The 11883-nt window shown below is 60.2% G+C and carries 10 protein-coding genes and 1 pseudogene; 7 read left to right on the top strand and 4 right to left on the bottom strand.

All coding sequences use genetic code 11. The annotated features are described in order from the left end of the window. Nucleotides 1–87 precede the first annotated feature (87 nt). The 6 genes from glyS to glmM all read left to right on the top strand — a co-directional run bounded on the left by glyS (nt 88) and on the right by glmM (nt 9266). Nucleotides 88–2355, top strand: coding sequence for a glycine--tRNA ligase subunit beta (gene glyS / locus AC6RA8_RS16350; RefSeq protein WP_500353998.1), 2268 nt, complete (start codon nt 88–90; stop codon nt 2353–2355). Nucleotides 2356–2585: 230 nt separating this feature from the next. Beyond that, nucleotides 2586–5123: a putative PEP-binding protein gene (locus AC6RA8_RS16345; RefSeq protein ID WP_500353996.1), complete on the top strand. Its 2538-nt coding sequence runs from the start codon at nt 2586–2588 to the stop codon at nt 5121–5123. A 154-nt stretch (nt 5124–5277) separates the two neighbouring features. Further along, the gene (locus AC6RA8_RS16340; RefSeq protein WP_500353994.1) at nt 5278–5919 is read left to right on the top strand and encodes a cell wall hydrolase; all 642 of its coding nucleotides are present in this window, start codon (nt 5278–5280) and stop codon (nt 5917–5919) included. A gap of 92 nt (nt 5920–6011) precedes the next feature. Beyond that, nucleotides 6012–6941 (top strand): dihydroneopterin aldolase, encoded by a 930-nt coding sequence (locus tag AC6RA8_RS16335; protein ID WP_500353992.1) that lies wholly within the window; start codon nt 6012–6014, stop codon nt 6939–6941. After that, nucleotides 6941–7918: a dihydropteroate synthase gene (folP, locus tag AC6RA8_RS16330; RefSeq protein ID WP_500353990.1), complete on the top strand. Its 978-nt coding sequence runs from the start codon at nt 6941–6943 to the stop codon at nt 7916–7918. Before AC6RA8_RS16335 ends, folP begins: the two co-directional genes overlap by 1 nt. Before the next feature lies 1 nt (nt 7919). Continuing rightward, nucleotides 7920–9266, top strand: coding sequence for a phosphoglucosamine mutase (glmM, locus tag AC6RA8_RS16325; protein ID WP_500353989.1), 1347 nt, complete (start codon nt 7920–7922; stop codon nt 9264–9266). Nucleotides 9267–9316: 50 nt separating this feature from the next. On the opposite strand, the gene AC6RA8_RS16320 is transcribed toward glmM, so the two are convergent. From AC6RA8_RS16320 to AC6RA8_RS16310, 3 genes are read right to left on the bottom strand one after another with little or no spacing between them, the layout of a single operon-like run. After that, complete coding sequence (locus AC6RA8_RS16320) at nt 9317–10234, bottom strand: DMT family transporter (RefSeq protein ID WP_500353988.1); 918 nt, start codon at nt 10232–10234, stop codon at nt 9317–9319. Next, on the bottom strand, nt 10224–10571 hold the full coding sequence (locus AC6RA8_RS16315) for an antibiotic biosynthesis monooxygenase family protein (RefSeq protein WP_500353987.1): 348 nt from the start codon (nt 10569–10571) through the stop codon (nt 10224–10226). The genes AC6RA8_RS16320 and AC6RA8_RS16315 overlap by 11 nt, the downstream gene beginning before the upstream one ends. Beyond that, nucleotides 10568–10891 (bottom strand): NIPSNAP family protein, encoded by a 324-nt coding sequence (locus AC6RA8_RS16310; RefSeq protein ID WP_500353986.1) that lies wholly within the window; start codon nt 10889–10891, stop codon nt 10568–10570. Before AC6RA8_RS16310 ends, AC6RA8_RS16315 begins: the two co-directional genes overlap by 4 nt. A 71-nt stretch (nt 10892–10962) precedes the next feature. On the opposite strand from AC6RA8_RS16310, the gene AC6RA8_RS16305 reads away from it, so the two are divergent. After that, entirely contained in the window at nt 10963–11649 is a 687-nt protein-coding gene (locus tag AC6RA8_RS16305) for an ArsR/SmtB family transcription factor (protein ID WP_500353985.1), read from the top strand. Nucleotides 11650–11680: 31 nt separating this feature from the next. Here AC6RA8_RS16305 and AC6RA8_RS16300 read toward each other — a convergent pair. Next, nucleotides 11681–11883 (bottom strand): annotated as a pseudogene (locus tag AC6RA8_RS16300) (ketol-acid reductoisomerase); the annotation flags it as partial.

Below are 11883 nucleotides of genomic sequence, written 5' to 3'. Positions count from 1 at the left end.
GTCATCCTGCCCTTGGTCTCGGCCTTCTTTGTCGATATTGCCAACGCCATCGCTATCCAATTCTTCGTCAATCTCTAGAGCGTCCCAATGCCTGACCTTCTGATCGAACTCTTCTCCGAAGAAATCCCTGCACGCATGCAAAAGCGCGCGGGCGAGGACCTGCAAAAGCTGGTCACAAACGGTCTGGTCGAGGCTGGGCTGACCTACGCCTCAGCCGCCGCCTTTACCACGCCGCGCCGCCTGACGCTGACGGTCGAAGGTCTGCTGGATCAAAGCCCCACAACGCGGGAAGAGCGCAAAGGCCCCAAGGCCGACGCACCTGAAAAAGCGATTGAAGGGTTCCTGCGGGGCGCGGGCCTGACCCGCGATCAGGTCGAGGAGCGCGAGACGCCCAAGGGCAACGTACTCTTTGCCGTGATCGAAAAACCGGGCCGTCCCGCGGCCGAGATCATTGCTGAAGTGCTTGAGGCGACGATCCGCAACTTCCCATGGCCCAAATCCATGCGCTGGGGCAGCGGCCCGCTGAAATGGGTGCGCCCGCTGCACTCGATCCTCTGCATCCTGACGGATGAGGCAGGGCACAGCGTTGTGCCGGGCGACGTCGATGGCATCACCTTCGGCGACACCACCGAAGGGCACCGCTTCATGGCCCCGGGCCGCTTCCCCGTCACGTCCTTTGACGATTACAGCGCCAAGCTGGCCCGCGCCCACGTGGTGCTGGACGCGTCCGAGCGTGCAGACACCATCTGGAACGACGCAACAAACGCCGCCTTCGCCAACGGGCTTGAGGTGGTCGAGGACAACGGCCTGCTGGCCGAGGTCGCAGGTCTGGTCGAATGGCCCGTGGTCCTGATGGGCAAGATCGGCGACGACTTCTTGGACCTGCCGCCCGAGGTGCTGCAAACCTCGATGAAAGAGCACCAAAAGTTCTTCTCGGTGCGGAACCCCAAAACGGGCCGGATCGAACGGTTCATCACCGTTGCCAACCGCGAAACGGCCGACAGTGGGTCCACGATTTTGGCGGGCAACGAAAAGGTTCTGAGCGCAAGGCTCGCGGACGCAAAGTTCTTCTGGGAGAATGACTTGCGCACCGTTCGTGAAGTAGGACTTGAAGGCATGGCAAAGCCATTGGCCGACGTCACCTTCCACAACAAACTCGGGTCTCAAGCCGAGCGTGTCGCCCGGATCGAGGCACTGGCCCGCGAACTTGCACCAGTGGTCGGTGCCAAACCTGACCTCGCTGCCGAGGCTGCCCGTATCGCCAAAGCCGACCTCGCGTCCGAAATGGTTTATGAATTCCCCGAATTGCAGGGGACCATGGGCAAGTACTACGCCGAAGCCGCAGGACATGACGATGGCGTGCCCGAGGCGTGTGAAGAACACTATTCGCCGTTGGGTCCGTCGGATGATGTGCCAACTTCGCCGGTGTCGGTTGCTGTCGCGATGGCGGACAAGATGGATACCCTGACTGGTTTCTGGGCAATTGATGAGAAGCCCACCGGGTCGAAAGACCCCTATGCTCTGCGCAGGGCTGCATTGGGTGTCATTCGATTGGTTTTGGATAACCGGCTTTCTGTCAGTTTGACCGAACAAATGTATCGGCATGGTCTGGAAAGACTAGATCTCATACCCAGCAACGTCGAAGACAAGCTCATGCTTTTGAAGGATGAAGCAATGGAAGTTGGAGAAATGGAGGTCACCACTTCAAGTGGAATGAAGGTTCCTCTAACCGAGGACGTTCAAAAGGGCTTGTCTGGCGTGCTGAGAAAGCGACTTGTCGAACTCGGTGAAATAGGCATCCAAATGGCGACTGCTTGGCGGGTCAGGTCCGAAAACCTCCTCGCCTTCTTCCACGACCGCCTAAAGGTCTACCTCCGCGATCAGGGCATCCGCCACGACATCATCGACGCTTGCATCGCGATGCCAAACAACGATGACCTCACTTTGCTGGTCAAACGAGCCCGTGCCCTGTCCAAAACCCTCGCCACCGACGACGGGGAAAACCTGATCCAGGGTTTCAAACGCGCCAACAACATCCTGACCCAGGCCGAGGAAGCGGATGGCGTTGAATACTCCTATGGCGCCGACATCAAATTCGCCGAGGAACCGCAGGAAACCGCCCTGTTCGAAGCGCTCGACACCGCAGAGGCCAGGATCGCCCCGGCGATGGAGGCTCAGGACTTCACAACCGCCATGTCCGCCATGGCATCCCTGCGCGGACCTATCGATGCATTCTTCGAAGCGGTCCAGATCAACGCGGACAACCAAACCGTCCGCCGCAACCGCCTCAACCTGCTCAGCCGCATCCGCACGCTTTGCCTGAGCGTCGCCGACCTCACCAAGATCGAAGGCTGATCCTCCTTCATCTTGCCAAATAAACTTCGGGGGTCAGGGGGCTGGCCCCCTTCCGACGTCAAAAACCGTTGCGCGAACCGCACTTTCTGCGTGCGCGCCCGGTGTACAGGGGGTGTACGGATGCTGCACGGGGGGTGCCACCCTGTCACAGGCCGAAAGTCGCACATCCTAAACCCTTGTGCGGTCAAGGTTTACGGCTATGCTGCGCCTCGCAAAGGAGCGATGCCGCAGTGCAGAATAACCCGAACACCACCCTGGTCACCCCAACTGCCCCCATCGCGACAGAAACGCATGGCGGACGGGCGAAATGTCTGCAACGGCTGACCCGGCTTGACCTGCCGGTGCCCCCGACAGTGGCGTTGTCCTTCGATGCCGTGCACGACATTGCCAGTGGTCATCTCCCTGATATTCCAGCGATTCTCGACCAATTCCCGGACGAGGCTCTGCTTTGTGTCCGCCCGTCCTCCGAGGACCCGGATTGGGGCGGCCCGTCCGCCATTCTCAATGTCGGCATGAACAAAACGCGGTACGCGGCGCTCTGCGACACGCTCGGAGATGACGCGGGTGCCGCGCTGTTCACGCGTTTCGTGCAAAGTTATGCCATCCATGTCGACCGTCTGGATCCTGACATGTTCGACGATGTCACGGGTGAAGGCCCTGATGCGCTACATCAGACCTTGGAAGCCTATGAAATCGAAACGGAATTTGCGTTTCCTGCAACCCGTGCCGAACAATTGGCAGGGGTGCTAAAGTCCATGGCCCGCGCGTGGGAGGGCACGTCAGCCCGCCTGCTGCGGCAGGCCAAGGGCGCCCCGGCCGATGCCGGTCTGGGCCTGATCGTACAGCAAATGGCCTTCGGTGTCGGGCAGGGTGAAAGCGGCTCCGGCGTTCTGCAACTGGTGTCGTCAAAAACCGGCATGCCGCAGATCACCGGACGATATTTGCGCCAAAGCCAGGGCCGCGACGCCTTGCGAAGCGATGCAAAGTCGCTTTTCATCACCCGAGACCCCCGCGGCCCCTCGCTCGAGGAATTGGTGCCCGATGGATTCGCCCAACTGGTTGAGCACGCCCGCCTGATGCGCACCAAGCTGCGCGAAGAGATGCAGGTCGAATTCACCATTGAAAACGGACACTTGCATATCCTTGACGGTGTGCGCGTGGCGCGCTCATCCCGCGCAGCTGTCCGGATTGCCGTGCAGCTTGCGCGCGACGGAATCATTCCGCGGCAAGAAGCCCTGATGCGGATCGAACCGCGCACTTTGAATGAGTTGCTGCACCGGCAAGTGGACCGCCATGCCAAGCGTGACATCCTCGGCACCGGCATTGCAGCCAGCCCCGGTGCGGCCACGGGCAAACTGGTGTTTTCCTCCAATGAGGCGCAAGCAAGTGCTGCGCGAAACGAGGATTGTATCCTTGTCCGCCGGGAGACCTCTCCCGAAGACATTCGAGGGATGCATGCCGCCAAGGCGGTGATGACCGAACGTGGCGGGATCACCAGCCATGCCGCCGTGATCGGACGCGGTATCGGCCTGCCTTGTGTCGTCGGCGTGGGAGATATCCGGTTCCAGACACGCAAGGGACTGTTGACGACGAAAGATGGCCGCACAGTGGCGGCGGGTGACATCGTGACGGTGGATGGCACAAACGGAACGATCCTTCTGGGCGCGCCCGAGATGCAGGAAGCGGCCCTTGATGATGCCTTCACCGACCTGATGGACTGGGCAGATGCCGAGCGGGATATCGATATCCGCGCCAACGCTGACACGCCCGCGGACGCGAAAACTGCCAGTAACTTCAATGCACAAGGCATCGGCCTCTGCCGGACCGAACACATGTTTTTTGAGCCGGGCAGGCTCAGGGTCATGCGCGAGATGATCTTTGCCGCGACCAGCGATGACAGGCGGGCGGTGCTGGAACGGCTTTTGCCCATGCAGCGGGCTGACTTCAGTCAGCTTTTCAACATCATGCAGGGCAAACCGGTTTGTATCCGTCTGTTTGACCCCCCGCTACACGAATTTCTACCCACCGATCGCAACGGCCAACGCGAGCTTGCCGATGCGCTGAACTTGGCTTTGTCCGATGTGACCCGTCGGATCGAGGCGATGACCGAATACAACCCGATGCTGGGTCTGCGCGGTGTACGCCTTGGTGTGACCGTGCCGGAAATCTATGACATGCAGGCCCGGGCGATCTTCGAAGCTGCCCTGGATGCAAGTCGCGACGGTGCGCAGGTCGAACCGGAGATCATGATCCCTCTGGTCAGCGCTAAGCGGGAGGTCGAGTTGGTGCGCACACGCGTCGACGCAATTGCGGCTGCTGTTGCTGCCGAAAGGGGAGCGGACTTTAACTATCGTCTTGGCGTCATGGTCGAAACGCCGCGCGCGGCATTGCGGGCGGGCGACATTGCGCAGCACTGTAGTTTCCTGTCCTTTGGGACGAACGATCTGACACAAATGACTTATGGGCTTTCACGGGACGATGCCGGGCGGTTCATGTCCGACTATGTCCGGCAAGAGGTCTTTGTCGAAGACCCGTTCCATTCTCTGGATATCGATGGTGTCGGTGAGTTGCTCAAGCTTGGCTCAGAACGTGGGCGGGCGGCCAGACCGGATGTGACGCTGTCCATCTGCGGCGAACATGGCGGCAACCCCGAATCAATCGCCTTTTGTCGGAAGGCCGGATTCGACTATGTTTCGTGCTCTCCGTTTAGGGTTCCGGTGGCTCGGCTGGCTTCCGCTCAATTGGCGATTTCCCACAAAATAGGGTAGGTTTCCTGTCCATTCGCCACAGTATCCTGCGGTGCTTCACAGGCGATATCGTGCCCACGCATAGCGGCCATGTGCGACGAAATCGCTCAAAAACTGGACGAACTGGTCAATTTTCCCTAAATGCCGCGGATCGGAAACGATCCTGGGGTGATCAATGCGACGTTTGGTAAAGGCGCTGCTGGCATGGTCCATGCTGGCAGGGACGCAGCTTGCTGCGGCAGATGCCGAGAATACGAGTGCAGCTGGTGAGGCGTTGAGAAGCGCGGAAAATCGTGGATTGCGGGGCGTGCCGTCAACGCGGCTTGCGGCATTGCTGACGGAACCGGACACGAAGACGGATATATCGCTTTCGCGAAGCTGGGTTGATTCACAGCCCAAAGCAGTGGGTGACGCACATTGGCGGTGCCTGAGTGAGGCGCTTTATTTCGAAGCCCGTGGCGAAACCGTCAAAGGGCAGTTCGCGGTGGCTGAAGTCATCATGAATCGCGTGCGCAGCGCGCGTTTTCCCGACAATGTCTGCGGTGTGATCAACCAGGGCACCGGTCGCAAGTACCAATGCCAGTTCACCTATACCTGCGATGGCGCACCGGAAACCATCCGGGAGCAGCGCGCGTTTGAGCGTGTATCCAAAGTAGCCCGTACCGTTCTGGATGGCCGCGCACCGGCATTGACAGAAGGTGCCACGCACTATCACACGACCGCTGTCCGCCCACGCTGGAGCCGCGTATACACCAAGACAGCAGCCATTGGCGTGCATGTCTTTTACCGGCACACCTTCCGTACAGCCTCAAACTGACGTTTTCGGGCCGAAGGGCGGCGTCTTTGCCCCTGTCCCCGCGGGGACAGCTTGGGTAGAAGGGCGCAACTTTGACTGCATAGGTCCGCATCATGGCGTCCGAAATCCGTCTTGCCTTTTCCCATCCGTCTGAACGGTCGGAAGCAACTGCCACATCGGCGCCACTAGATCGCATCTCGGTCCGTGATCACACGGTCGAGGTCGAAATAGGCGCATTTCAGGCCGAACGCGGGGTCACCCAGCGCATCTGTTTCAACATCGTGGTCGAAGTGCGCCCACTCACTGGGCCGATCGACGACGACGTTGACCGGATCTTGTCTTACGACAAGGTGACAGAGGCGATTGCTTATGAACTGGCCGCCGAACGTTTGAATCTGCTGGAAACGTTGGCGGAACGTGTGGCCGACCGCATCCTGATGGAACCGCAGGCGATGCGCGTTTTTGTCCGTATCGAAAAGCTGGATCGGGGTCCCGGTGCCCTTGGGGTCGAGATTGTGCGCAGCCGCGGCACCAGCCGCCCCGTTGCGGCAGAGGATCTGGAAGAGGACGTGATGCATCCGGAGCTGGTGTATCTGTCCAATGACGCCATCGCCTCGGACAACCTGAGCGGATGGATTGACCAGCTCGAGGTGATGGGTCGCCCTCTGATCTTCTGTGTCGGACCTGCGGATATTGATGCGCCTCTGGCCAGCCATCCGCTGGCGCAACGGCGCATTGACTTGCTCGCCATTGAACAGAACGCGTGGGTGCTCGCGGCCCGCGACGCACGGTGCAAGGTCGTAGACACCAGGACTGAGTTGGATTGGGCGATGCGCAACGGTCAGGCCTGTGTCTGGGCGCCCTCCAAGATCGTTTTGGATGCCGTCGACGGTCCCTCGGCAAAAGGAGCGGATGCTGTTGCACTGGCATCTTGGTTTGCAGCCACGTTCGAGGTTCTGGAAATGCTGGTGATTGGCGATGATGGCCCCAAGGATGCGCCGGTTACTCTGCGCGCAGTTCCCGTGGATCAGGCCAAGCTGTAATGCGCTATGTCCGCCCGTTGATGCAGGTGGGGCCGGCCCGTCCGGATGAGGCGATTGTCTTTGGCGAATGCTGGTTCACACATGTTGAAACCCTCTCGCGAAGCGATAAGGCACGCATCTTTCCGGTATCTGACCTGACAGATGGGGAACGCGCTCGGTTTCGGCACTCGGGGTCAGCGACGCAGATTATGGGCATCCTGAACACCACGCCTGACAGTTTCTCGGACGGCGGAAAGCACAATAGGCGTACAGATGCAGTCGCGCACGGGCAGGTGCTAATCGATCAGGGTGCAGGCATCATTGATATTGGGGGTGAAAGCACGCGACCGGGTGCGGCAGCCGTGGACATAGACGAAGAGATCGCGCGCACCGCACCAGTGATCAGCGACTTGCGCGCCAAGGGCGTGACCACGCCGATCTCAATCGATACGCGCAAGGCTGCTGTCGCGGAGGCGACGTTGGATGCTGGTGCATCCATTGTCAATGACGTGTCGGGCTGCACCTACGATCCTGATCTTGCAACGCTTTGTGCTGAGCGTGGCGTGCCTGTCTGTGTGATGCATGCGCAGGGCGATCCTCAGACCATGCAGGACAATCCAGCCTACGACGATGTTCTGCTGGACGTTTATGACTTTCTGGCCGCACGGATCGAAAGTTTGCAGGCGGCAGGTATTGCCAAGGACAAGATCATCGCTGATCCGGGCATCGGATTTGGGAAGACACTGGATCACAACCTTACGCTGCTGAACCGGATTAGCCTGTTTCACAGCCTTGGTGTGCCGATCTTGTTGGGCGCGTCACGCAAGCGGTTCATTGGCACCATTGGCAATGCGCCGGAAGCGTCCGCTCGTGCGCCCGGTTCAATCGCTGTCGCCCTTGCTGCCATTGCTCAAGGCGTGCAGATCATTCGCGCGCATGACGTTGCCGAACACGCGCAGGCCATTGCGCTGTGGCGCGCTTCCGTGGCACATCGCTAATATGACAAAGCTTTTCGGGACGGACGGCGTCCGGGGCACAGCCAATACCGCCCCTATGACGGCCGAGATGGCGCTGCGCATCGGCGCGGCAGTGGGGCGGTACTTTCGCAGGGACGGCGACAGCGTGCACCGCGTGGTGATCGGCAAGGATACGCGCCTTTCGGGTTACATGTTTGAAAACGCGCTGACGGCAGGTCTGACAAGTACCGGCATGAATGTCTTGCTGTTGGGGCCGGTGCCGACGCCCGCCGTCGGGTTGCTGACGCGGTCCATGCGGGCCGATCTGGGGGTGATGATTTCAGCCAGTCATAACCCCGCCCATGACAACGGCATCAAGTTCTTTGGCCCTGATGGCTACAAGCTGAGCGATGCGGCGGAAGCCGAAATAGAAAACCTTGTGTCCCAAGGGGTTGACCCTGTCCCCGCGGGGACAATCGGGCGCGCCAAGCGGATCGATGATGGTCGGTTCCGCTATGTCGAGCGGGTGAAATCCTCGTTCCCGCGCCAGATGCGATTGGACGGGCTGAAGGTCGTTGTGGATTGCGCGAATGGCGCTGCCTACCGCGTGGCGCCTGAAGCACTATGGGAACTCGGGGCCACGGTCATCCCGGTCGGGGTGGCGCCAAACGGGCACAATATCAACGAAGGATGTGGCTCCACCCAGCCCCAGACAGCGGCAGAAGCGGTTGTAGCTCATGGCGCCGATGTCGGCATTTGCCTTGATGGGGATGCAGATCGGGTCATTCTGCTGGACGAAAAGGGCCGTGTGGGCAATGGCGATCAGTTCATGGGCCTGATGGCAGCACGCTGGGCGGCCGAAGGGCGGCTCAAGGGCAATGCGCTTGTCGCCACGGTCATGTCCAATCTGGGTCTTGAGCGCTTCCTTCAGGGGCGCGGTGTTGGTCTGGAGCGTACAGGTGTCGGCGACCGCTACGTGGTTGAACGCATGCGCGCGGGCGGGTTTAATCTTGGCGGTGAACAGTCCGGTCATATCGTGATGACGGATTATGCCACGACCGGTGATGGGCTGATGGCTGGCCTGCAATTCCTGGCGGAACTGGTGCAATCCGGTAAACAAGCGAGTGAGGTGCTGCATGTCTTTGATCCAGTGCCACAACTCCTAAAGAATGTGCGCTTCGCTGCGGGGCAGGCGCCGCTTGATATGGACAGCGTCAAGACGGCCATCACCGAAGCCGAGGGTCAGTTGAATGGCAACGGTCGGTTGCTGATCCGCAAATCCGGGACTGAACCGCTGATCCGGGTCATGGCGGAAAGCGAAGACGAAGCTGTGCTGAACGCGAGTGTTGAGCATGTCGTCAAGGCGGTGGAGGCCGCCGTTTCGCATTGACCCAAATGGGCCCTCCGGGGGCGGTTTATTCGGCGAAATGAAGCTGGATGTCAGCGTGCGAACAGTCTGCGCAATGCGCCGTATTGGCTGAGGCCGACGCCCGCCAGGATCAGCAACATCGCCCAAAGCAGGCTTGGCGGCAGTGGTTCGCCGAGGATTACAGCGCCCATGACAACTGACCAGACGGGCACCTGGTAGTTCGTGATGGACATGAAGACGGGCCCGGCGCTGCGGATCACCAGAACGCGGAGCATGTTGGCTGCCGCCGTCGGGATCAGTCCAAGAAAGGCTATGACCGCAAGGGTTTGTGTGTCCGGTAGCGGTGGCGGCCCCTCAACAATCCACGCTGCAGGCAGCACGATCAGAGCGGCGATCAACAGCAACACGGTCGACAGCCCGATCGGATCCACCGGCGGCAAGCGCCGCATCAGGATCGACGAGATGCCGTAGCAACTGGCAGCCCCAATGCAGGCGATCCGTCCGGCGGTTTCCAAATGCGCGCCGCTGGCTTCGAAGGCTTGGCCGCCGATCAGGATACAGACGCCAACAAAGCCGATGACAAAGCCAAGGCTCCGTCGCATGGTCATGCGTTCGCCCGGAACCAGCAGATGTGCCAATGGCAACACGATCAATGCGACCGACGCCATCGAGACACCTGCAAAGCCCGACGTGACGTATTGCTGTCCCCATGCCAGCAGCATGAAAGGGATCGCGGAACTGAACCCGCCAATTGCACCCAATGACAACCATGTGTCCGGTCGCACGGGGTCCTTGAACAAGGCGGCACCAAGTGCAGTCCAAATGGCGACCATCAAGATGGCGGCAAAGCAGATGCGACCGGCAGCCAGCCAGAACGGGGTGATCCCGGTCAGGGCAATTTCAGTGACCAGAAAGGTGCCGCCCCAGGTGAACCCGAGAATGGCCACCATGGCCCAACTGGCGGCCGTGATGCGCGGGCTATCGGTCATGCTGCGCTTTGCTGTCGGCGGGCGCCTCGTCTCGTTCCATCATGCCATAGTCCCGGATGACGCCCGCGACGCGCAGTCGATAGTTGTCGAAATGGACATCCCGTCCTGCGGATTGCGCGTCGCGGTGTTCCGGCAGCTTGCGCCAATGTTCCAGGGCGGCTTCGTCTTCCCAAAAGGACAGCGACAGCAGCTTGCCCGGTTCCATCAAGCTCTCGAACCGTTCGACCGAGATGAAGCCCGGGATGTCGCCAAGGTGTTCTTTGAGCGCGGCGGCCCGGTTCAGATAGGGGGTGCGATGCCCGTCCTTGGGCCAAACCTCGAAGATGACAGCGATCATGTTGAACCTCCCTGCGACATTGAAACGTTGGTGAGCCATGTCCGATCTTCTTTGAGAATGAATTTCTCGGATTGTGCAAACAGGTAATTTTCGCGTCCCAGTGGATCCGCCGCGAGTCGTGCGCGGTATTGTTCATAGGCGGCAAGGTTTTCAATGTGATAGATGCCGTAGGCGAGCGTGGCTGATCCTTCATGTGGCGCAAAATATCCCACAAGGTCTGCGCCACAGCGCGGGATGGCTTCGCCCCACCTTTGGCCGTACTCGACAAAGGCGGCGCGTTTGGTTGGGTCGATCTGGTACTGGATGATGCAGGTCAGCATGTGGTGTCCTTTCTTGTCCGAGCTTTGGTTAGCACTTTGACGTGCGGGAACGCTTCGGTTACGATCAAACTATGAAAGAAGGTCCAGATATCTCTCACATCGCCGCGCTGATCGGAGATCCGGCGCGGGCGAATATCCTGACGGCGCTGATGGATGGGCGGGCGCTTACGGCGTCCGAACTTGCCGAAGAAGCGGGCGTAGGTCTGTCCACGGCCAGCGGGCATTTGTCAAAACTGGCCGAGGCCGACCTGATCGCGCCCCGCAAATCCGGGCGGCACAAGTATTTTAATCTGGCCGATGCCGAGGTGGCAGGCGTGCTGGAAGCGCTGATGGGACTGGCAGCACGGCGTGGCGCGACCCGTGTCCGAACCGGGCCGCGCGATGCGCAGATGCAGGTGGCGCGGGTGTGCTACAACCATTTGGCCGGTCGCATGGGGGTGCAGATGTATCGCAGCCTGATTGCGCGTGATTTGCTGGTTGAGGACGGCGAGGATGTCGAGCTGACACGGGCCGGGCGCCACTTTGCGTCCGGATTTGGCATTGATCTGGCAGCGTTGGAGAAGGGGCGGACCTTGTTGTGCCGGACCTGCCTTGATTGGTCAGAGCGGCGCAACCATCTGGCGGGTTCGCTTGGTCGAGCCATGCTGACACGCATGGAGGATCAGGGTTGGATGCGGCGCGACGCGAACAGTCGTGCCATCCATGTGACCCAAAAAGGAAAGGCCGCCTTTGCAGCGGCCTTTCTGGATGTCGCGTGACGATGCACCCTAGGGGCGCACGTCATAGCCCTTAGTTCTTGGACTTGTCGACCATCTTGCCAGCCGAGATCCACGGCATCATGCCGCGCAGCTTTTCGCCCGTTTCTTCGATCTGATGCTCGTCGTTGATGCGACGCGTGCCTTTGAAGAAGGGCTGACCAACCGCGTTTTCCTGCATGAAGTCACGCACGAATTTGCCGGTCTGGATGTCGGTCAGGATCGCCTTCATCCGTG

The sequence above is a fragment of the Tateyamaria sp. genome (assembly GCF_059783535.1).
This window is presented reverse-complemented; position numbering and strand designations above follow the sequence as displayed.